Source organism: Prosthecobacter gellanilyticus, from assembly GCF_007992435.1.
Lineage (GTDB): Bacteria > Verrucomicrobiota > Verrucomicrobiia > Verrucomicrobiales > Verrucomicrobiaceae > Prosthecobacter > Prosthecobacter gellanilyticus.
In genome coordinates this window covers 39,112-61,693 of record NZ_BKAG01000019.1, presented here as the reverse complement: position 1 = coordinate 61,693, position 22,582 = coordinate 39,112, and the positions used below count along the sequence as shown (strand labels likewise).

16 protein-coding genes are annotated in these 22,582 nt (G+C 59.3%); 3 read left to right on the top strand and 13 right to left on the bottom strand.

Going from position 1 to position 22,582, the window contains the following annotated elements:
* Positions 1-14: 14 nt before the first annotated feature.
* The 6 genes from BGE01nite_RS14390 to BGE01nite_RS14365 form a co-directional block, all read right to left on the bottom strand.
* Positions 15-1,259 (bottom strand): hypothetical protein, encoded by a 1,245-nt coding sequence (locus tag BGE01nite_RS14390; protein WP_146851178.1) that lies wholly within the window; start codon positions 1,257-1,259, stop codon positions 15-17.
* A gap of 148 nt (positions 1,260-1,407) precedes the next feature.
* Entirely contained in the window at positions 1,408-2,409 is a 1,002-nt protein-coding gene (locus tag BGE01nite_RS14385) for a nucleoside hydrolase (RefSeq protein WP_146851177.1), read from the bottom strand.
* A 24-nt stretch (positions 2,410-2,433) separates the two neighbouring features.
* The gene (locus tag BGE01nite_RS14380; RefSeq protein WP_146851176.1) at positions 2,434-3,393 is read right to left on the bottom strand and encodes a hypothetical protein; all 960 of its coding nucleotides are present in this window, start codon (positions 3,391-3,393) and stop codon (positions 2,434-2,436) included.
* A gap of 22 nt (positions 3,394-3,415) precedes the next feature.
* Positions 3,416-4,894, bottom strand: a complete 1,479-nt coding sequence (locus BGE01nite_RS14375; protein ID WP_146851175.1) for a sulfatase — start codon at positions 4,892-4,894, stop codon at positions 3,416-3,418.
* Between the two features lie 46 nt (positions 4,895-4,940).
* Positions 4,941-6,494: a pyridoxal-phosphate dependent enzyme gene (locus BGE01nite_RS14370; protein ID WP_146851174.1), complete on the bottom strand. Its 1,554-nt coding sequence runs from the start codon at positions 6,492-6,494 to the stop codon at positions 4,941-4,943.
* Between the two features lie 51 nt (positions 6,495-6,545).
* Complete coding sequence (locus BGE01nite_RS14365; RefSeq protein WP_146851173.1) at positions 6,546-8,243, bottom strand: FAD-dependent oxidoreductase; 1,698 nt, start codon at positions 8,241-8,243, stop codon at positions 6,546-6,548.
* A 136-nt stretch (positions 8,244-8,379) separates the two neighbouring features.
* Here BGE01nite_RS14365 and BGE01nite_RS14360 point away from each other — a divergent pair, with 136 nt between their 5' ends.
* Positions 8,380-9,036, top strand: a complete 657-nt coding sequence (locus BGE01nite_RS14360; RefSeq protein ID WP_146851172.1) for a class I SAM-dependent methyltransferase — start codon at positions 8,380-8,382, stop codon at positions 9,034-9,036.
* Here BGE01nite_RS14360 and BGE01nite_RS14355 read toward each other — a convergent pair.
* Positions 9,023-9,889, bottom strand: coding sequence for an alpha/beta hydrolase (locus BGE01nite_RS14355; protein ID WP_146851171.1), 867 nt, complete (start codon positions 9,887-9,889; stop codon positions 9,023-9,025). The genes BGE01nite_RS14360 and BGE01nite_RS14355 overlap by 14 nt on opposite strands.
* A 113-nt stretch (positions 9,890-10,002) precedes the next feature.
* On the opposite strand from BGE01nite_RS14355, the gene BGE01nite_RS14350 reads away from it, so the two are divergent.
* Positions 10,003-11,817 (top strand): hypothetical protein, encoded by a 1,815-nt coding sequence (locus BGE01nite_RS14350; RefSeq protein WP_146851170.1) that lies wholly within the window; start codon positions 10,003-10,005, stop codon positions 11,815-11,817.
* 3 nt (positions 11,818-11,820) lie between these two features.
* Here the strand turns inward: BGE01nite_RS14350 and BGE01nite_RS14345 are convergent, their stop codons facing one another.
* The gene (locus BGE01nite_RS14345) at positions 11,821-13,431 is read right to left on the bottom strand and encodes a twin-arginine translocation signal domain-containing protein (RefSeq protein WP_146851169.1); all 1,611 of its coding nucleotides are present in this window, start codon (positions 13,429-13,431) and stop codon (positions 11,821-11,823) included.
* 178 nt (positions 13,432-13,609) lie between these two features.
* Here BGE01nite_RS14345 and BGE01nite_RS14340 point away from each other — a divergent pair, with 178 nt between their 5' ends.
* Positions 13,610-14,977, top strand: a complete 1,368-nt coding sequence (locus BGE01nite_RS14340) for a cytochrome B6 (protein ID WP_218032989.1) — start codon at positions 13,610-13,612, stop codon at positions 14,975-14,977.
* A gap of 87 nt (positions 14,978-15,064) precedes the next feature.
* Here the strand turns inward: BGE01nite_RS14340 and BGE01nite_RS14335 are convergent, their stop codons facing one another.
* From BGE01nite_RS14335 to holA, 5 genes are all read right to left on the bottom strand, one after another.
* On the bottom strand, positions 15,065-16,519 hold the full coding sequence (locus tag BGE01nite_RS14335; protein WP_146851168.1) for a sulfatase: 1,455 nt from the start codon (positions 16,517-16,519) through the stop codon (positions 15,065-15,067).
* A gap of 53 nt (positions 16,520-16,572) precedes the next feature.
* Positions 16,573-18,798 carry an FAD-dependent oxidoreductase gene (locus BGE01nite_RS14330; RefSeq protein WP_146851167.1) on the bottom strand — a complete coding sequence of 742 codons (2,226 nt, stop codon included), beginning with the start codon at positions 18,796-18,798 and terminating at the stop codon, positions 16,573-16,575.
* Positions 18,799-18,902: 104 nt separating this feature from the next.
* A complete protein-coding gene (locus tag BGE01nite_RS14325) occupies positions 18,903-20,456 on the bottom strand; it encodes a sialate O-acetylesterase (protein ID WP_146851166.1) in 1,554 nt (517 codons plus the stop codon).
* 78 nt (positions 20,457-20,534) lie between these two features.
* On the bottom strand, positions 20,535-21,365 hold the full coding sequence (gene fdhD, locus BGE01nite_RS14320) for a formate dehydrogenase accessory sulfurtransferase FdhD (RefSeq protein WP_146851165.1): 831 nt from the start codon (positions 21,363-21,365) through the stop codon (positions 20,535-20,537).
* A 21-nt stretch (positions 21,366-21,386) separates the two neighbouring features.
* Positions 21,387-22,544, bottom strand: a complete 1,158-nt coding sequence (gene holA / locus BGE01nite_RS14315; RefSeq protein WP_146851164.1) for a DNA polymerase III subunit delta — start codon at positions 22,542-22,544, stop codon at positions 21,387-21,389.
* Positions 22,545-22,582: the final 38 nt, after the last annotated feature.

Below are 22,582 nucleotides of genomic sequence, written 5' to 3'. Positions count from 1 at the left end.
GCAGTGTGAAGATGCTATTCTTTCGACTGAACAGACAGAATGGACAACTGCCGGGTGCCATCTTTACCGATGCCAGGAACAAGGATCTGAGTGCTGTCGCGGTTCCAGAGTGGACCTGGATCAATGCGCAGATCACCACCGGTGTAGCCACCCTGATCGAAGCCTGGAGAGCGCACCCAAGCGCCATCAGCGAGACGCAGGAAGGTATAAAAATTCTGACCGCCCTCGCCATGTCCGTTCACGAACCACTTTCCATCCGGCGAAAGCGCCACATCGCCGCCGGGCTTGGGGAAGAGCTCCGGCGTGCCGAGATCACCAGCGATCTCCATCTTGTCCGTGTCATAGAGGATCTGGCGATCATCCTTCTGGCCGATCATGAGATGACCCTCAGCCCAGTCAGGATGTCCGCCGATGAATGTCTCCAGCGGGCGCAGGTTTGTGCCATCGGCATGCATCACACAGGGAATGTTGCAGCGGTCCTTCAGTTCGAAGTCGCCACGCACAAAGAAATAGATGCGGTCGTCGTCACGGTTCCACAGCGTGTGATTGATGAAGAGATCCTTCCCATCCACTTCGGGATGCGTGGCACGCAGCGCATTGGCGAGTTGTTTGAAGGACACCAGCAGCTTGGTTTCCTTCGTCGCAATGTTCACCTTGAAGATGCCATCGTTCTCAGGCTGCGAGACTCCGAGGGTCCAGTCACGAGTCTCGGGATAGCCAGTCACGGGTCGCAGGCGTGCCATGCGAGCGTAATTGATGCCGAGAAACCATCCGCCCTTCTGCGCGACCCCACTATTCCCGAAAGGTGTTTCGGGATGTCGATACTCAGTGATGCGCTGACGCTTCTCGATGTCATAGAGCACGCAAAAAACTTCCTGTGTTTTAGGGTCGCGGTCATTGAAGAAGAACTGCGTCTCCGGTTGCTGCGGATTCCAATACATCATCGTGCCCTGCTGTGGATTCCAGGCACGCGTGCGCTCCACCACCGTGATGGAATTGCCTTTCTGCGTATCGATCAAGACGATCTCCGCTTCATCCTCGGCACGCGGCATGTGGTCTTGAAACGTGGTCTGCAGGCTCAGAATGTAGCGACCGCTCTGATTCCAGGGGATCGTGCGCACATGGCCGATGTATCCAAAGAAGTGATGCTTTGGCCCGCTCGTCAGTGGTGAGACACTCACGCTCAAATCAGCCGCGTGGGCTGTCAGCAAGACAAGGCTGAGGCCGTGGAACGCGAGGTAGGTGAGGAGTCGTTTCATGCGAGAGCATGAGAACGGCGTCTTGATGCCTCACTTTGCCAGGAACCACGATTTCGTGGTCGCATCACCATTGAAGAAGGTTGTGAGCAGATCAGTCATCTTCATCTGACGGTTTATGATAGGGTGCCGTTCTTTTCGGACAAGGTGGCTATCTGGAGCCATGAGGCGGTGCCACGATCAACTCATTCAGCACCGCTTCCACTTGGCGGTCATTCGCCGGTTTCTTCAAGAGGTAGCGCTGCTTGCCAACAGTGCCAGGCTGCCAGTCAAACTTCATGTCCGGCTGCAGATTCATGCGACCTGGCTCAGATATGTCCCAGCAATCCGTAAGTCCTCGGATGGCATAGAGAACAGTCGCGAGATCAGCCACATGACGGTTCTTGGCCTTGCCGCCAAAATAGTGTTCATAGGCGCGGCGCACGGGGTTGTCCGCCGGTGTGCTGGCGAGTGATTCACCGATCTGCAATCCGCTGGGAACAGAGCAGACTTCACGACCTGCGAAGACGGTCTCACCGGGCCAGTGATGAATGACTTCATAAGCGGACTTGGCATCCCGCTGAAAGTTCACATTGCCGAGTTTCAGCTCATCCTTGGGAGGATTGCCGACGAAGTTGCCGCCCATGCAGACCCACTTGCTGACCTTGGCGTTGATGAGATCGAGACCGCTGGGATGACCGTCACTTGCAGGCAGTTGCAGCAGGTTCTTGAGGTTGGTAAGATAACCGACCGTGATGATGACCACGGAGTGATCAGCCTGCTTCTCCAGCACATCACGATACACCATCACAGCATCAGGCACGGCCTCGGCGGATGTCACCCGATGAGGGAACTCCGTCGCGATCTTGGAAGCAAACTTGGTTGGTTCCAGCACGCCTGCGCTTTTGACCATGCCAAGCGGGAGGTCGGGTCTGCCTCTATACCGGTTGATGGCATCCACAGTGGCGATGGAGTTCACATCTCGCACGCTGGTCACCGTGGCCAGTATCTCGCATTCACCACGATCTGCCAGCGTGTGCAGCACGGCCATGGCGCCGGCATCATCACAGTCCGTTTCCATGTCCGTGTCAAAAATGACCTTCACCGGAGCCGCGAAAACCACGGACAGGCAGATCTTCGGGAAAAGCAGGATGAGGCGCGACAGAGTCTTCATGAACGTTCTTTAGAACGTCACAAGTCAGCGCTTCCTGGCCGCCACTTCCTGCACAATGCGGTGAATGATGGCGTTGTTCTCGGGAGAGAACTGGTCCTTCTCCGACCAGCGGGTGAGCTGCCTCTGCTGATAGACACCTTCATCGGCGTCATCGAGAGCCTGGAAGATCTCACGAACGAGTTCCCAGCCGCTGAGATCAAGATCTTTGAGCACAGGCTCGCCATTCACATAGCGGGCATCGATCACCGACTTCGGTAGCTTCACCTTGGGCAGCTTGCCGCCCTTGTCATGCAGGTTCAAAAGAGGTCCCCAGTAGGTCTTCGCAGTGTCGTAGGAACTGGTGAAGATGGATGACGTCATCGTCGCATCATCCGGCGGCCACGAGGCGGGCATGAGACCTGCCGTCAATCCTCCTTCTCCGAGCGCACGCTCCGACCAACGTGCCGTGCCCTCGGTGAGCCAGCTGTTTTTGAAGTAACAGATGCTGTTTTGCAGAATGTGAAAGACTTCATGCGCAGGGGTGAGATTTTCTGATGCCTTCACAGAGGTGGCGACATTGAAACACAGGCTTCCGGTGCCCTCAGGATCGCCTGCGCGTTGGAAGCGCTGGATCTCATCATAGGTCACGCCGTTGGACTTCAGCACGTCTTTGCTGATGAGATGAACGTCAATCCAGGAGGTGTCTTGATAGCGCTTCGTGGTGAGAGGATCGGCAAAACCGAGGCTCTGCCAGAGCTGTAGCGCGACGCGTGTTTGCGTCATCACATCCTCGACCTGATCCGGTGTGCCGTTGCCATTGAGGTCTCCGGCGGAGACAGCGTGCTCGCCCTCGGTGGCGTAATAGATGCGAACCTTCTCGATGATGTGAACCTTCGTCAAAGAGCGTCTCGCGGTCGCAACGGTGGCAGGAGGCGCTTTGGAGATCTGGGCCTGTGATCCATGGATCAGAAGGCAAAGAAGCAGTGCGGAGAGCAGACGAGTCATTGAGTGGAATAAGCGCCGCTAATCACGCTTCCTTCTTCTTTTTCTTCTTGCCCTTCACAGGTTCCGGAATGTGCTCGGGCGCGGATGGATCATAGCTGGGATTTGGCAGCGGCATTTGAGCGTCGACCTGCTCGCGCCATTGGTGGAGGCGTTCGCGCAGTTCCGCAGCCTTCTCCGGCTGCGATGCACTGAGGTCATGCTGCTCGCCGAGATCGTTTTGCAGATCGTAAAGCTCCACATGCATGTCGTTGTAGAACTCGATGAGCTTGAAGTTCCCTGAGCGAACGACACCAAAGGGCATGGAGCCGCCGAGTTGATAATGCTGGTGATGCGGGTAGTGCCAGAAGAGCTCGCTGCGGTTGAGCGTGCCTTCTCCACGTAGCAGCGGCAGGAGGCTCAAGCCATCGCGCCCGGAGGCTCCTGTGGCGGAGGTGGAGTTCACGGGCTGCACGCTGGTCATGTCGAGCAGCGTGGGGAAGAGATCCATGGTGATGGTCGGCGTGTCGGAGGTGCTGCCGGGTTTCGTTACGCCGGGCCAGCGCACGATCAGCGGCACGCGTAGACCGCCCTCATAGGCCGAGCCTTTGCCGACACGCAGGGACTTGTTCGCCGTGGTGGGCACGCGGCCGCCATTGTCCGAGGTGAAGATGACGATAGTGCGGTCCGTGAGCTTGTGTTCTTCCAAGGCTGCCAGCACACGACCCACCGCCGTGTCCATGCTCTCCATCATGGCGGCATAACCAGGATTGCTATGCATGAGGCCGGCTTTGATCTTGCCCTCATATTTTTTCAGCAGATCCGCACGCGCCTGGATGGGCGTGTGCACGGCGTAGTGCGGCAGGTAGAGAAAGAAGGGGTTGTCCTTGTTCCTCGCGACATAGGCTGCGGCTTCTTCACCGAGACGATCCGTGAGGTAGTCACCCTCCTTGCCTTCGCTGAGCGTGGAAATTTTCCAGGGCGCGATGTAGCTCGGCGGTGCGCCTTCATTGGTGCCGGCGATGTTCACATCAAAGCCCTGATTCTCCGGCGAATGCTCGCCTTCGCCGAGATGCCATTTGCCGATGCTGGCCGTGGTGTAACCCGCAGCTTTGAAAGCTTCCGCAAGGGTCACTTCTTCGGAAGGCAGATACCTCGTCCAGTCCGGCGTGAGCAGTTTTGGATTCTCCGGCATGCGACCGGGAATCCAGTCCGTGATGTGCAGACGTGCGGGATACTTTCCCGTCATCAAAGCCGCACGCGTGGGAGAGCAGACAGTGCAGGCGGCGTAGTTCTGCGTGAAGCGCATGCCCTCGCTGGCGAGCTTGTCCAGATTCGGTGTCTCATGCAGGTCGCTGCCATAGCAGCGGAGATCACTCGAGCCGAGATCATCCGCGAGGATGAGGACCACATTCATCTGGGCCGACGAGGCCGATGATGAAATGAAGAAGATCGAGACGAAGACGCTGAGGCAGCAGAGAAGCGCACGTGCATTCATGATGGATTGGGCTGGACGGTTGCTCATGGGGCGATTCAACGAGGCTTTTGTCCAACCCTTTCCAAAACCCGGCTCACCCAGCGGATGTCAGACGTGCCATGACCTCATCATCCACCGGTTTGCAGGAACGGTAGCCTTCACCGTGCTCGGGCAGCGTTTGCAGGAAGGCCGTGCGCGATTCAGCGCTCGGGAAGTCGAGGCCGATGAGCGCTCGACCGATGCGCTCGCCGGACTGGCGGTAGTTGAAGTAGCAGAGGTTCGCCCGGCCGCGGATCAGGCGGGAGAGGAAGTCATGCAGAGCACCTGGGCGCTCATAGAAATCCAGGCGCAGGAAGACCGGATGCATGAGCAGATCGCCGCGTAGCGGGATCGCTCGGAAGGTCACATCCACAGCGTCCGAGATGTCCTGCCAGCGATAGCCTCCAGCATCGAGTTTCGCGGGCAGGGCATCGAGCAGTTCGGGGCGCTCCGCTGTGATGGTGAAGACGGGCCAGGCCTGCTGCGCATCATGCAGCCCGTATTGGAAATCAGAGATGTTCAGGCCCTCGAAGCAGGTATCAAGCAGGCGAAGCATGGTGCCAGCCTGCTCAGGAATCTGCACTCGCAAGGTGCGTGACACAGAGCTCGCGGAGCCTTCAGATTGAGCGATCAAACCGAGCTGGAGGAAGTCGATGTTCGCGCCGCTGATGACGATGAGCACCTTCTTCCCGGCGAGTGAGGCGCGTTCCTTCAACACGGCGGCGAGCCCCATGGCACCGGAAGGCTCAGAGATGCAGCGCAGCGTTTCCCAAAGCACGCGAATAGCCGCGCTCACCTCCGAATTCGTGATGGTGAGCATGCGGTCCAGTGTGTCCTTGCAGATGCCAAAGGGATTCTCGCCCGCTTTGCGCACAGCAGTGCCATCGCAGAAGATGTCGAGATCATGCAGCTCCACAGGCTTGCCAGCTTCCAGCGCGGCTTTCATGGAGGCCTGGCCCACACCTTCGACTCCCACAATCTCGATCTCCGGCCAGTAAGTTTTCAGCCAGCAAGAAACAGCGGAGGACATGCCACCGCCACCGATCTGCAGATACGCGACGTCAAACGGCCCGTGACCTGAGAGCACCACCTCATCCGCCAATGTGCCCTGGCCGGCCATGACGTGCAGATCATCATAGGCATGCACATAGGCCGCGCCGCTGTTGTGCTGGTCCTCACGCGCCGCCATCACGGCCTCGTCATAGCTGTCACCAGAAAGCATGATGCGCACAAATTCGCCACCATGATGCAGCACCGCGTTTTGCTTCACCTTCGGTGTGGAGCGCGGCATGTAGATGCGTGTTTGAATGCCGAGTGTTTTGGCCGCGAGAGCCACGCCTTGCGCATGATTGCCCGCAGACGCGGTGACCACACCGGCGGCGCGTTGCTCAGCCGTGAGCTGCGTCATCGCATTGCAGGCGCCGCGCCATTTGTAGGATTTCACGGGCGAGAGATCCTCACGCTTCACCCAGATCTCCGGTGACGGACCCGGGCCGGGCAAAACGAGCCGTTCCATCAGAGTCGGCTGGCCGAAGCGATACACCCTCTCGCGGGCAAACAAGATCTCTTGTCTGAGGCGGCGGTCGAGGGGTAGGTTTTCGCGTTCCATGGGCGGGCATACATTCCCGCCGCTCATGGAACGGCAAGAGGTTTTGCATCTTCAATGCGCGCCTTTGGCACCTTTGCCATGCTTCCACTCCAGTACCTGACCATCTTTTTCCAGGAGCGGCTTCAGCTTCGCATAATCCACTTTCTGCACGGGAATCTTCTCATCCATCGCAATCACAGCGGCGGTGGCAGCGCTCTGGCTGCTGCACATGAAGACGGGTTCCATGCGGATGCTGCTGAAAGCGGTGTGGCTGCAGCTCAGCGCAAAGGTGACAAGGAGATTGTCACACTCGCTCTGCTTTGGCACGATGGCGTCGTAGCCGATGGGATAGGGCGGCGCGCCATCGCGGCCGCCGGCGGTCTTGCCCTCGCGCGTGACCACGCCATCTCGGACAATGCGGCGGATCTCATGCGTGTCCGTGCCATAGCTGCCGAGGCTCACGCACTTGGGCGCGACGGTTTTGCCAAAGGTGTGGTGCTCAGTGAGCACGAGGTCGCTGATCATGCGACGAGCCTCGCGGACATAGATCTGGTGCGGCCAGCCGCCGTTGTCGGCAAACTCATCCTTGGGCAAACCGAAGCGCTGCATGTCCTTCCGCACCTTCTCCGGCACGCGTGCATCCGTGGCCAGGAAGTGCAGCAGGCCGCGATGGTAGTCCTCATGCTCCTTGGCGATCTTCTCGCGCTGAGCGTAGCTCGCCTCAGGCCAGGCGTGGGAGGCTCCCGGGAGGTTTCCGCCGAAGGTGGCCGTGTTAAAATCCCACTTGTCGTTAGGCAGCGCATCGTGTTTCGAGAACCAGCGCAGATCCATGTCATCGCCATTGGCTTTGCAGGCTTCGATGAAGCGCGCCACGATCTCATACCTCTTTGGATCATAGTCCGCTGGCGGGGTGATCGGGATCATGTTGGTCTTATCCGTGGTTAGGCAGAGGCGGAAGCAGTAGGCCTGCACCCCGGGGGCGGGATCGCCAGGCTTGCCGGGATCGCCTTCCTGGATGAGTGGCAGCAGGCCGCTTTTCGGATCACCCTTCACCATATAAGGATCGAGAGGGAAATCACGGTCCCAGGCGCCGAGACCGTCTTTCAGACGTCCCGTTGGGCCGGGCTGCCCAAAGCCAGTGCGTGGCATGAAGCGCTCACTGTAATGGATGCCGTTGTAGGTCTCGCCATACTTCGCATTGCCCTCGCGCATCAGCGTGTAGCTCACGCCTGCCTTCGCCATGAGGTCGCCTTCATAGGTGGCATCGATGAACATCTTCGCGCGAAACACATCACCGTTTTCCGTGGTGAACTCGATGATGCGCGCGCCTTCCTTCTTCACGCTCGCGAGCCGGGCGCTGAAGTGGGTTTTGACTCCGGCTTCCCTGGCCATGTCGGTGAAGACTTTCTCAGCCTTGTGCGGTTCGATGGCATAGGCACCACCCGTGGCCGGGCCACCGCCTTTGCTTTCAAAAGCCTTGTCCCAGGCCAGCGTGACACCCACGGTCGCGGCGAGCTTGGTAAAGTATTCACGCGCGATGCCACCGACGGAACGTGGATCACCAATGTCAACCGCGCTGAGGCCGCCGGAGGTCATGCCACCGAGATGCTTACCAGGCTCAGCGATGACCACGCTCTTGCCCATGCGCGCGCCCTGCACGGCTGCCGCCACGCCACCACTGGTGCCGCCATAGACGCAGAGGTCAGACTCGATGACTGCGGCATGCGCTGTCAGCGACATAAGGCAGAGGACTGGAAGGAGGATCTTCATAGGGGAGGGATGGGCGGGTTACTTAACCTGTGTAGATCTGTCGTCTTGCTGGTCAAGACGTGTGACCAGAGCACTCGTCCTTCAATAATTCATGGCGCAGGGGCATCTTGCGCGTAGAGCCTGATGTCAGTCCCCCATGAGTTTCGACACCCTTGCCCCCATCTACCGTTCCATGGAGCGCTTGACTGCGGGCAGGAAGCTGCAAAAAGCGCGGACGGAGTTCCTGGATATGATCCCCGTGCCGAGATGCATTTTGACCGTGGGTGAAGGTCACGGACCTTTTCTGCTGGAGTGCTGCCGTCGCTTTCCCGAAGCCAGCATCATCTGTGTGGATGCCAGCAAGGCCATGATGGCTCAGGCGCAGCAGGCACTGAAAGAAAGCGGCGTGAATGCTGCGCGCGTGCAGTGGGTGCATGCAGATGTCTTCACCTGGGAGCCGCCGGTGGCTTCGTTTGATCTGATCGTCACGCACTTCTTTCTCGACTGTTTTACTGAAGAGCAGATCCGCACATTGGTGCCGCGCATTGCCAGGGCAGCGGATCGAGATGCGAGCTGGCTGCTGGCGGATTTTCAGGTGCCCCAGGGCTTTTGGAGGCGTCTCCGCACCCGGCTCATCCTGGCGGTGCTTTATCTCTTCTTTGGGATCATGACGCGTGTCTCGGCCAGAAAGCTCACAGCGCCGGATCCCTTCCTGCAACGGGCGGGCTGGCGCTTGCAGAGGCGTGCCGAATACGAATGGGGGCTGCTGAAAAGCGACTGGTGGGTGGCGGACAGACGCGTCAGGGAGCCTTGACGATCTTCTCACCCTTCGGTGGAGCGGGAAGAGTGGGTTCACCGCTCAGCAAACCATGGCGCACAAGAAAGCGGTCTGCCTCACTGATGGTTAGGTTCTGCCAGGGAGCACGGTTGAAGAAGCTGTGGGACTGGCCCTCAGCGAGCCACAGCTCGGTGGTGGTATTGCCCAGATCCTTCAGCTGTTTCAGCGCCACGTCTGAGCCCTTCTTCCAGGGATCATTCGTGCCGAAAAACATGATCGCCGGCGGCAGCTTTGCGCTCAGGTGCTTCAGCACATCCACTTCGGCATCAGGAGCATCATCCGTAGTGAAAGCGGGATTGAAAAGCAGGTAGGCGACGACGCTGGTGTCGATGTCCTTGGGATCAGCGGGATCATTGAGACCGGGATTGTTTGTGGCGAGCATGCAGATGTGACCACCCGCAGAACCACCGCCTGTGATGATGCGCGCGGGATCGATGCCGAGCTCTCCCGCGTGCTGTTTGAACCAGCGGATGGCGCTTTTGGCATCCGTGATGCAGACACGCTTGCGAGATTGGCCGGGTACAGCATCCTTCTTGCCGGCAAGCTGGTAGTTCACCGTGGCGGCCACGATGCCACGGCTGGCGAAGTAATGGCAGGCATAGCGGAACTGCTCCAGCGTGCCGCCACCCCAGCCGCCGCCGTGAAACATGATGAGGCCCGGCACCTTGTTTTTCGCAGGCTCCCAGTTCGGCGGGAAGTAGATCTCCATCTCCTGCGGTTTGCCGCCGGACTGCTTGTAGACATAGACCTTCCCAGGCACATCCTCGGCGGCGAGGGCGAGACTGGTGAGCAGGCTGAAAAGCGTGAGAATCAGGTGGTGCAGTTTCATGATGGAATGCGGCCTTAACGAAGGGTGTGTTCTTGAAGTATCAGGTCATTGTGCGCAAATGACGCCAGATTGTGGGGAAGGCGGACGTTCATGCGGCATCCGACCCCCAACCTATGAAAGCATCTCTCCCGCTGCTGATCGCTCTTGGCTCTTCCATTGCTCATGCGGACGAGCCCAAGATTCCTGCCTTTCCTGGCGCGCAAGGTGCTGGGATGCATGCCACAGGAGGACGTGGCGGAGAAGTGGTGATTGTCACCAACTTGAATGCGAAAGGTCCTGGTTCGCTCGCAGAGGCGGTGAGCCAGCCAAACCGCATCGTGGTGTTTGGTGTGTCGGGCATCATCGATATTTCCAAGGTCGGCAAGCCTGGACGTGAAAAGCCGGGTGTGATTGAAATCTCCCAACCCGGCATCACCGTTGCGGGTCAAACGGCACCCGGTGAGGGCATCTGCATCAGGGGCGGCGCTTTGCAGATCCATGCGAGCAACGTGGTCCTGAGGCACCTGCGCTCAAGACGTGGCTGGAACTCCGAAGGAGACACGGGAGACTCGATCGAGTTCAAAGCCGCATCGCTGGGTGAGGCGGAGGCTCCTGCGGGGCAGACGCAGGAGGCCTTTGACAAGCGGAAGGACAAGAAGCTCGAGCGCGGCAGGTTCGTGCATGAGTTTGCCGGCATGACAGATGTGATCGTGGATCACTGCTCCGCCTCCTGGGCCACGGACGAGAACCTGACCTGCACGCATGTGGACCGCGCCACGGTTTCGTGGAGCATCGCAGCAGAGGGGCTGGACTATGCGAACCCGAAGCAGACACCGCCGAATCACTCTGAAGGCGGCCTCTGGGGCAGCGGCGCGCCGGATGGAAGGGCGACGATGCATCACATGCTCTTTGCGCATAACCGCCTGCGCAATCCACGGCTCACCGGAGGCGATGATGTGCCTGCGGTGCTGAACATGTATAACTGCGTGGTCTATGACTGGTCAGAATATGCCACGCACACAGGGAGCGAGCGTGTGTTCTTCAACTGGACGAACAACGCCTACAAACGCGGGCCGAGCACACCGGCGCAGATCGCGGGTCACGCCTTTGAGTTTCATGGAGATCCGGGCGCCCGGGTATTTGCGAAAGGGAACCTCATCGCTGCCTCCGCCGAGGCCACGGCCAACAACAAGCTGGCCGTCTCTCATAACCAAAAGTTCAAAAAGGTGTCTGAGTCTGACAAAGAGGCGATGAAGGCGGATGCCCCGTTTGGCGAGCTTCCCGTCATGCAGTCGGCCCGTGAGGCTTATGAGGCCGTGCTGGCGGACACGGGTGCCACTCTGCCAGCGCGTGATGCAGTGGACCTGCGCATTGTCAGTGCGGTGCGTGAGGGTAAAGGCGCGGTGATTGGCAAAGAGACGGATCTTCCTGAGGATCAGCGTTGGCCGGATTATCGCTCGCTACCCGCGCCGGCGGATGCAGACAAGGATGGCCTTCCAGATTTCTGGGAAGTGCAGTTTGGTCTGGATCCGAAGAATGCGAAGGACAGTGCAGACATCGCTGCCGGTGGTTATGCGAACATCGAGCACTACATCAACAACACGCATCCCCGTGGTGCTGACCAGCCGGTTGTTTCCGTTGCCGCGACGGTATCGCGTGCTCATGCGGGACAGCCCGGTGAGTGGCGGGTGATGCGCAGCGGCGATCTGAAGGAGGCCCTGACGGTGAGTTATGAAGTCAGCGGTGATGCGGCGAGCGGTCGTGACTATCAAGCGCTCAGCGGGAGCGTGACGATTCCCGCCGGACAGGCTTCCGCAATGGTGCCTCTCACACCTGCGGCAAGTGCGGGTGATAACAAGACGGTGGTGATTACGCTGAAGAGCGGCTCAGGCGTGCATGTGGGCTGTCCCTCGGCTTCGCTCATCGTCATACGACAGGCGAAGCCGTAAACCTCACGCGAGATCGACAAAGGTGATGGAGACCGTCTTGCCTGCCTTGGAGGTGAACTCGGCGCTGTTCTTGCCCTCGCGCATCAGTTTGGCAGGAACGGTCCAGACACGCAACTCCTCCGGCTTCCCCATCAGAGAAGGGTAGGGCACGGCGAAGGGTTCAGACGCATCGTTGGTTGGGCTAATAGGCTCACCGTTGAAGGTGGCCTGCCATTCGGTGTCGCTAAGGGACTGGTCAGACTGAATGCGGAGACGCAGGTTCTGCTTCCAGCCTCCCGAAGGCGCGGCGATGTCGAAGTTGAACTTCTGCGGCTTGCCTGACTCGACCTTGCGCGGCACGGGTGGTGGCTTCATGCCTGGCGCACGCCAGCCAAAGGCGATGAACCAATGCTGAGGCTGCTTGGCCAAGGCTTTGGGATCACTCAGTTCTTTGAGGGCCTCAAACGGAGGTTCGCCAAAAGTGCCGCGACCTTCGCCCTGACCATGCTGGCGGTAGTAGGCAAAGTTGAAGAGGCTGATGCCATCAGCCCCGCGTGCATAGGCTAGATGTGCGCTGGTCTGCAGATGCTCCTTGGTGGCGCGGCGATAGGGGAAGACATCGTAACCAGCGGTGACTTTCTCTCCCTTCCAGAGAGTGTGGCAGAGCTCAAAGTAAAGTGCTGCGCCTTGTGTCTGCTCACGGATGGCCACGAGATCATGCTGCTGCGTGGTGAAGTAGTGATCCGAGGCGTTCACCATGTCGAGACCGGCAGCGACCATGCCTCTCAGATCCAGGCCGAGGACGTCTAGCGCCGTCAAATGACAAGGCACACGCGCGCAGAGCCAGCGGCGGCGGCCATCGCGGGCGGTTTTGTCCAGCAGCTCACGCACCTTACGCACGAAGGAAGTCATGATGGCCTGGCGCTTCTCCAGCGGGGTCTCATCAAGACGGAAGTAGCTGTAAAAGCGCAGGTAATCGAGCTCGAGGCCATCGAGATCGTAGTTTTCGCAGAGCTCGCGGATGAGAGCGAACTTTTGAGCGCGCACCTCTTCGACGGCCCAATTTTGCACAAGGTCAGTGCCACGCAGCGAGCCCGGCTTGATGCGATATTCCGGATGCTCCACATAGTGACGCGTGACACTCATGCCGATGCTGCTGCCTGGATTCACACCCGGTTTCGGATCGCTGAACTCCTTGTGGTGCGCATCATTCATGCGGAAGGAGATGAAGGCAGCCTGTTTCTGCTGCCGGCAGCGGTCGATGAAGATCTGGACAATGTCTCCGCCATTGATCACGAACTGGCCGAAGGAGTCAGGCTTCTGCCCGTAGCGCTCCTTGATCCAGGCATAGTGCTCCTTCACAGGGATCACCTTGCTAGGCCACATGGGCACCATGCCAAGACCGGGCTGCAGCATGTGCGCATCCACCAGTCCCGTGACCTCATCCACCGTGGCCTCGATCATCTTCTGGCTGAGCGGCTGGCGTGCTGCATGAAACGGACTCACACAGGAGGTGATGTTCGTCGTGTCGTTGCTGTAGAGCAAGCGAAACGGGGCTTTGGGGCGAGGATCGGCCGCCAACAAAGGCATGGCAGCAGAGGCAGCAGCGGTTTGGAGAAAGTGACGGCGATTCACAATGAAGAGGGGGCGGGTGAGAACGCAGGTCCGGGCGTGGACTTCTATGAAAATGTGACTCAAAGCCTCCTGAGCAAGGTCTAGCGGAAGCATGGCGGTCACAAGAACAAGTGTTCCTGCGTCTGTCAGGCGGCACCCTTACAGCCAACCGGACACTGAGGGCCGAACCATGATTGCCATGAACACCACCCTTACACTTCAAACGGGGCGCGCATGCTTATGTGCTGCCATCACCCTAGGCTTCGCCGGAGTATCCTACTCTCAGGAGAAGGAGAGCTTTCCAGATCTGGTGAAACGGCTCGAGGCAGACAAACCGAAATTTGCCAAACGTCACCAGGACTTGCTCAATGAGCGCTACGATCTCTCAGACAAGCCTGTGGAAGGCCTGACGATGACGAATGGCAAGCCCGTGCAAGGCGGCGTGCGGGTGAAGCTGCCGAACGACCTTACCTGGGACAAGCTGAACGCGATGTCTCCTGAGGCCATCAAGGACGGTGATGTCTGGCCCGCTGGCTTTTATCCGCTGCCGCATCCACATCATGAGGCAGGCGGCATGGTCTTCCCGAAGAAGCAGATCGATGAAGTGAAGAAGCAGACGCAGCGCGATCTCACGCGCTTCGATCTCGACTATGACCTGCCGGATCACATGCTGCCGGAGTTTCCTGCGCCGATCTTCATCAACACGCGCCCTGACCTGGGAGATGTGTCCAAAGGCCAACTTGTAACTCTGGCGAACTTTTATGATCTCTTCCATGGCTTCCTGAACACCAAGCAGCTCGACGGATTGCGTCTTCTGCTCACACCCTTCCCGCAGGCACAGTTCAATGCCACGCATGACCGGCGTGCGCTGCTGGCTACACAGGGCGTCTCATGCTTTGACTGCCACTCCAATGGTCACTCAAATGGTGCGACGCATACGGTGGGTGACATCCGTCCGAACGAGCATCGTCATCGCATCGGCACGCCGACCCTGCGAGGCATGAACATTAACAACACTTTTGGTTCGCAGCGTGCCATGAAGTCGGTGGAAGATTTCACGGAGTTTGAGCAGCGCGCGGCTTACTTTGATGGCGAGCCTGACCAGGCCTCCCGCAAAGGTGTGAATCCTCTGGACCGCGGCACCCAGGTGCAGGCGATGGCTGAGTTTCAAAACATCCTGGGCTTTGCGCCTTCACCCAAGCTCGCATCCACCGGCTGGCTGATCCCCAGCAAGGCGTCGAAGAGCGAGCTGAATGGTGAGGCCCTCTTTCATGGCAAGGCGCTCTGCTCCATCTGCCACACGGGTCCTTACTTCACGGATGGTCTGATGCATGACCTGAAGGCGGAGCGCTTCTTCAAGGAGAAAATGATCAATGGCCGCAAGGCGAGTGCGGACGGGCCTATCAAGACTTTTGCGCTGCGTGGGATCAAGGAATCTCCGCCCTATCTGCATGATGATCGTCTGATGACACTCGAGGATACCGTGGAGTTCTTCAATGTGGTGCTCGAGACGCATCTGAGCACGGAGGAGAAGGCGGATCTGGTGGCGTTTCTGCGGGCGCTGTAAGTGAAGATTTTTTAACCGCAGATAACGCAGAGAGTACAGATGCCTTGAAGGGAGGGGGACTTGGCAAGTCCCCCTCCTTGCGTTGTGTCACTTCGCGGGAAGAGCGGACTTCCAGCCTTCCTTAAGGCGCTTGGCGAGGTCGGTGACAGTCGGCGCATTCGCGGGATCCGTTGCCACACTTTTGGTTTCCTGCGGGTCGTTGAGCTCGTCGTAGAGTTCGATGCCGGCGGGCTTGTTCTGAAGGTCGTGCCACTCGGTGTAGCGCCAGCGCTCGGTGCGGATGCTGCGGCCGGTGTAGGGTGGTTTGCCTGTGCGGAGGTATTGGCTGAAGGCAGCGTTCTTCCAGGGTTTCGTAGGGTTCTCAAGCAAAGGAACGAAGCTGGTGCCTTCGAGATGCTTGGGCAGAGGCAGCGAACAAACTTCGGTGAGTGTGGGATAGAGGTCGACAAGCTCAACGAGGGCTTTGGAGCGCTGCCCTGCGGTCTTCATGCCCGGGGTGCTGACGATGAGTGGCACGCGAGTGCCGAACTCAAAGTTCGTCATTTTGGTGAAGGTACCATTCTCGCCGAGGTGATAGCCGTGATCTCCCCAGAAGACGATGACGGTGTTTTCACGCAGGCCGAGCTTGTCGAGCTCATCGATCACACGGCCGAGCTGTGCATCCATAAAGCTCACGCAGGCGCGATAGCCACGAATGAGGTTGTGCGCCATCTTGGGAGTGACCTTGCCATTCTCAGGCACGGTGCCGTAGCTACGCAGTTCGTAGTTATTATGGAAAGCAGGATCAGGTGCGTTTTCAGGGCGCTTGGAGTTCGCGGCGAGCTGGATGCTGTCCTCAGGATACAGGTCCCAATACTTCTGCGGGCAGGTGAAGGGGAGATGCGGCTTCACAAAGCCGACGCCGAGGAAGAAGGGCTTTCCATCCGCTTTGAGCTGGCGCAGTGTCTCGATGGCTTTCTCAGCAGTTTGCGCATCGGGATAGGAGGCATCGGGCTCATCAGCGGCTTCAAAGGGTGCGGCGCGGAGTTGCTTGGGCTGCTTGTCCTTCGGCAGGGCTTTGAGGTTCTTCACGTAGTCGAGCGAATCCTTGGTGAACCAATGGCGATACGGCTCGCCATGATACCACGCTGGCTGGCTCCAGGACTGGGGATCATCGCCGGGCTCGCGCTCGCTATGATGGAAGATCTTGCCGAGTGAGAGGCTGGTGTAGCCGTTGTTCTTGAAATGCTGCGGCAGGGTGACCACGTTCGGCATGTTGGGCCGCATGAAGTGCTGGTTGTCCAGCACGCCGGTGGTGTCTGGCCGAGTGCCGCTGAGCACGCTGCTGCGGGAGGGATTGCACACGGCGACCTGACAATAGGCGCGCTCAAAAAGCATGCCGCTGGCGGCGAGCTTGTCGATGTTCGGCGACTTCATGTGCGTGACACCATAGCAATTGAGCTCGGGCCGCAAATCATCGACCGCGATGAAGAGCACGTTCGTGGGAGCCGCAGAGGCCACCGTGACGGCAAGGATGGAACACAGAAGCAGCGATTTCATCATGAGGATGCGGAAACGCTGCGAGCGAGCCGATCCTGCAACGAGTTCAGTTTCCGTCACGCACCTTTCGGCGGTTCCAGATGATCGGGGATCTTGTTACCATCGCGGTCATAGTCCACGAGCTGCGAAAGAAACTCCTTCCCGAGCTGAAGCACACGCCAGAGCTGGATGGCAGCTTCTGCGCGCGAGAGCGGCAGCGCGGCGCGGTCCTTGGCATCAATCAGACCTTTTGAAGCTGGGAGATGGGAACGCGTGAGCCAGGTCTCCAGCATGCCCCAGGTGGCGTTCTGATCCGGGCTGAATTTGTCCGCGAGAGGCGCGAAGTCACCCCAGGAAACCATCGCTTCAATGTAGGGCCTGTCAGCGTCATCGCCGGACACATCGGAGTAGATCGGCTTGTGATGTCGCGTCCAGTCCTTGGAGCCCTGAAGGCTGCGAAGAGTGCGAGTGATGAGCTTCGCGAGCTCGCGGCGTGACACGGTTTGATCCGGATGAAACAGCACATCATCCGCCGAAGGCTGCCAGATGCCACGGGTAGATAGCATGTTCACGGCTTCGAAGTGCAGATCATCAGGCATGAGATCCTGCCAGGGCCAGATGAGCACGCCTGGGCCGCCGTGACCGCGTGCGAGCTTGAGCTGAAGCTCGCGCACATGCGCGGGATCGGTGACGACCTCGCGTGGCTGCTTTTCATCCCGCAGACTCACCCAGGCCAGGGTGCCCGCAGCCTGGCCCACATGCATCATCTGGCCGTGCAAACGCAGCGCTGACTGCACCACACTGCTGACACCGATGTTCTTGCCACAGCCTAACAAACCATTCATCTCGACGGGCACGAGGCCGCGAAGCGGAAACACAGCCCGGTCGGTGTCCGTGTGCCAGCCGCGGTCCTTGGTGTGGATGTATTGCCATGGCTGATTGGGGTTCGAGGTGAGGAATCTCCGGCGTGTGGGATGGAAGTCGATGTTAAACTGAAAGGCGAAGGCCGCATCCGTGGGCAGCACCTTGGCCCATTTGGGTTCTCGGGAAGTGGCGCGGATGTCGTGCTCGCTCAGCATGTGCATGGCCTCGAGTCGGAGCCCTTCACGCACATAGGGCTTGGGCGGGAACTTGTCCCGGGTGCGAAATTCATCCGTGAGCTGCATGTAGCGGAAGGACTGGGGAAAGTCTCCCACGCGATCATGCACCGCTGTTTGCAGATGGTGCAGCACGCCGAGCGCATGCTGCTTCGCATCTTCAAAGATGATGCGGCGCTGAGCCGGCGTCAGGTTGACGATGTTCTTCTTGGAGGCGCCTGCTTCAGTCTTCTCCAGTGCCTCCACCACACGCTGTGGAAGCTGGCAGAGCGGGTAGTCCTGCACGGGATAGTTGATGAAGGTGGCCTCTGTGCCTGGAGCGAAGCCATTGTGCCAGCGGTCCACGAGACGACGATGCGTGTAAGGACTGTTGCCGCTGGGTGAGTAGATGCCCGCGCTCATGTCACTATCCACCCATGGCGGAATGCGATCCAGCGCGGCGAAGGAACGCGCATCATAGCTAGCAGGACGTGGGACGGTGACATCCCTCCCCTGTGATTCGCGCAGCACCACACAGTAAGAGATGGGGTTCATCTCCTGGGCCCCTGCTTCATCATAGGCCTCTGGAGCACTTGTCTCACCGAAGCGGGACTTGAGATCGGGACCTGCGCCATACTTCGCACCGCTGAGGCGGATCACATCTCCCCAATCGGAGGCATCGAGAGTGAGTTTCGACGTGATGACATGTATTTGGCTAGGTTGGTGAACCTCGTGAAAGGTGACGCTTTTTACTTTGCCAGCCTCCACGCTGACTTTGTCTGGCTCCCAACCACGCAGAATACGCAGCGCGCCATTGTCGACATGTGGCTTGAGCCATGCCTCGAAGATATCAGCGGCGGCTTTGGGTTCGATGGTCTCCGTGCCGCAGAAGGAATTGCCCGGGCATGCCTTGCCATACTTGGCCGAATTGTAGGCGCGGATGCGCTGGATCATTTCGAGGAAGAGTCCGCTGCGCGGGAAGTTCACGCGCTTGCCATTCACCGTGGTCCATTCATCCATGCAGCCCACGCCTTCCGCGCTGAACTGGCCGCCCAGCCAGTCGATGTCATTCACCAGCACAATCTGCTTCACGCCGAGTCTCGCGGCCTGGATGGCAGCGGCGCAGGCAGATTCATTGCCTCCGACGATCAGGAGATCGGTCTGGATGAGCTCGGCGCTGGCGATGAGCGGGAGAAATAGAAGCGGGAGAAGAACGGTCTTCATCATGGGGGAGAGGGAAACGTGTTTGATCAGACGTGTCTTCTGAAAACAAAAAGCCCGCAAGAGTCGTGAGACTGGCCTGCGGGCTGAGGGGAGGAGATCGGTGACGATTACTGCTTCGGCTTCGTGGTCATGTCGAAGCTGTCACTGCGAAAGGGGGTGACGGGCAAACCATCGATGCTGTAGAGATTACAGACAGGATTGTCCGACCAGGCATAGCGGACGGCAACGGGCTTGGCGACGCCTTCAGCGCTGACTTCGAGCTTGTCCTTGGCGATGATCTTGGCGGTGGCCCAGACCCACTTCTTGTCCTCACCGCAGATGGCGAAGCCTTTGACATCACCCACGTCCACCGTGCGCAGGGTGGAGCCGAAGGTGTCGAGAGTAACAGTGGCCTTGGCACCTGCGAACTCGGCGCTTTTGAACTCAGGGCTGCGGTATGGAAGCTTGAGGCCGTAGTCCTTCACCAGAGCCCAGCGGGCGAGGCGCTCGGCCACGTCACGCTTGTTCTTTGGATGGATGTCGTTGGACTCGCCGAGGTCGATGATCACAGCCTGGCCGCCGTTTTTGATGGCTTCCTGAGTCTTGGTCTGGCTCTCACGAAGCTCGGCCCAGGAGCTGTCTCCAGGAGTGGGCTTCTCAGCCATGAAGTCGGCCAGCTGCACCCAATAGAAGGGGAAGTCACCCTGCTTCCACTCGCTGCGCCAGTGGGTGATCATGAGCGGGAAGAGGTAGCCATATTCATAAGCGCGGCCGGCATTGCTCTCGCCCTGATACCAGATGGCACCCTTGATGCCATAACCAATAGTTGGGAGAAGAACACCGTTGTAGATGTTGCCGGGGCGGCTGTTGCCAGTGAGTGTGCTCTGCGGGCTGGCGGGAGCGCGGGTGGTGAAGGGCTTGCCAGCTTTCTTGGCTTCCTCACCATCATTCTTCCACTTGGCGAGAGCGGCTTCATAGTCGGTCTTGGCCTTCTCAGAGGCCAGATCCTTCTCACGCTGCACCCAGCCATCCATCAGGCCTTTGAAGCGGGCATCTTTTTCCAGCACATCACGGCGCACCCAGGCCTCGGCAGCGCTGCCACCCCAGGCGTTGTTGATGAGGCCCACAGGCACATCCAGCATCTGATGCAGCAGACGGCCGTAGAAGAAACCGACGGCGCTGAAGTTGCCGACATTCTGCGGGGAGCACTCGGCCCAGCCGCCCTTGAAATCCTTCTGCGGTTCCTGCGTGCCGACCTGTGGCACGGAAATCAGGCGGAGGTTCGGATACTTGGCCGTGGCGATCTCGAGATCAGAATCCCAGGAGGCCTGCACGCTCCACTGCATGTTGCTCTGGCCGGAGCAGATCCACACCTCGCCGACGAGGATGTTCTTGAGCTCACGGGTGCTGGTGCCCTTGATGCTCAGGGTGGCAGGCTTGGCATTCGCAGGCACGGGATCCAGCTTCACGGTCCATTTGCCATCGGCCTCAGCCTTGGCGGTTTTGGTCTGGCCCGCGAAGGTCACGGTCACCTCCGTGCCGGGAGTGTCCCAGCCCCAGATGGGGTTCGCCAGCTTCTGCTGGAGCACCATGTTGTCACCAATGATGGCGGGAAGTTTGACTTCAGCCTTCGCCGAAAAGGCGAGGGCCGTGAGGACGGGGATGAGGAGATGCTTGCGCATAGGAGTAAAGAGGGCGGAACAAACGGGCCGAGGAGGTGATTCCTTCCGTATCAGAAGAACAAAAATACCAGTCCTTTTTCAGACCCCAGCGATCCGCTGCGGATGCGTGTAGACATTCATGGTCTCGCCACGCAGAAAGCCGACCAGGGTCTGGCCGCTGTCCTGGGCAAACTGCACCGCCAGACTGCTGGGCGCGGAGATGGCGGCGACGACGGGCACACCCGCCGCCAGGGCCTTTTGCATCATCTCAAAAGACACGCGGCCGCTGAGCAGCAGCACGTGTTTGGAAAAAGGCAGCAGGTTCTCACGCAAGGCCCAGCCAAGGACTTTATCGAGCGCATTGTGCCGGCCCACATCCTCACGCAGCACCAGCAAGTTTCCATGTTCGTCAAAGACAGCACAGGCATGCAGGCCGCCGGTTTGCGCAAAGGTAGGCTGTGCGGCACGAAGCTTCGCCGGAAAGGTGGCGAGCAGTGATGGCGTGATGATTGACTCAACCGGCAACTGAGAATCGAGAACCTCGAACTTCTGAAACACACTCTCGAGGCTGGTCTTCCCACAAATGCCGCAACTGGAAGCGCTGAAGACATGGCGCGTGAGGCTGTCCCAGTTCACCACGGCACTGCCGGCGAGCAGCACGTCCACCACGTTGCCATACTTATTGTTCGTGCTCGGGCACTGGCTGACCTCCAGAAGATCACGCGGACTTTTCACCACGCCTTCGCTGATGAGGAATCCGGCGACGAGCTCCTCATCATGTCCGGGTGTGCGCATGACCACAGCGACGCTGCGGCCCTCCACGCGGATTTCCAGAGGCTCCTCGCGGGCGGTGACATCCTCCGTGATGGCCACGGCACTCGGCAGGGTGATGCGATGCACCGTCACGGGAAAGGTGGTGTCATCACTCATGAGCTGAGTTGGAAAAAAGGGTCACGCCTTGCGTGTGCGTGGCGCCAGCAGGCCCACGAGCAGGCGCTCCATCACGACCTTGGTGTCGAGCTGGGTCGTCACCAGCTTCGCATTCGCCGCAAGGCAGGCGGAGAGGCCGTCGTGCAGTTCATCGAGCGTGAATTTGCGCGCTTCGGCCACAGCCATGAAGAGTGGATACACGTTGAAGCCGGTGCCATCTTTTTTGCGCGGCAGATGCGAGGTGGCGCTGGAGGGCAGGGCTTCCAGGCTGGAGCTGAAGCCGTTGTAACTCATCGTGTTCACCTTGTTCCTTGAAGTGAGCTCTTTCACGATGAGGAGGTTCCGCACCTTCGGAACGATGGCCGCGAGCAGGATGCCGATGGCGTTCTGCCCCTGATACATGAGCACGCCGAGCAGCTCCAAGGCGCGCTGCAGATCACGTGCGCCGATGGCATTGCCGATCTCCCACACGACGCCGGCACGGCTCATGGAGACCATGCCGCGCACCGTATTGAGTCCGCAGCGGCGGCGCTCGCCGAGATAAAGGTCGATCTTTTCGATCTCGTTCTCCATCTGGCGTGTGTCGTCGCCCGCCATCTGCACCAGGAGTTCCAGAGCGCCGCTTTCAAAGCTGAGGCCGAGTTCGCGTGCCTTGTTCAAGGCATGATGCATCACCGCCTCTTCCCAGCCGGCCTTGCTGGTGTCCGGCTTGTCATGGACTTCCATGCTCGCGATCTTGGAGAGGCGCTTGAAGGAAGTGCGGCGCTTGTCGATGGAGCTTGTGCTGAGCACAAACTTGATGTCCGGCGGCAGGTTCGACTCCAGCACGTCCAGAATGTTTTCAAAACCTTGCACCGAGGCTGCGGCCTTGCCGGTCTGATTGTCACCGAGGAAGTTCGCGCCTTTCAGCCACACCACCTTGCCACCGCCGAAAAAGGGCAGGGTCTGCAGCGCCATGATCACGTTTCCGCAGATCTGGCCGGCATGCTCGGCGTTGTCTGCCTGGCCTTCGACGATCTCATTGCCAAAATCTCCCGCTTCCGGCGGTGTGATGCGCTGGACGATCCTCATGGCCGCCTCCTTCACGCGTGCCTCGTCCGTGCCGACGACGGCAAAGAACTGGTTGCTGGAGGTGCTGCTGCTGGCGGTGGCGGCGGCGGCTTTTTTCGGTGGAGGCATGGCGGGGCCGATGTGTGAACCCAAACGACCCTCGTGGC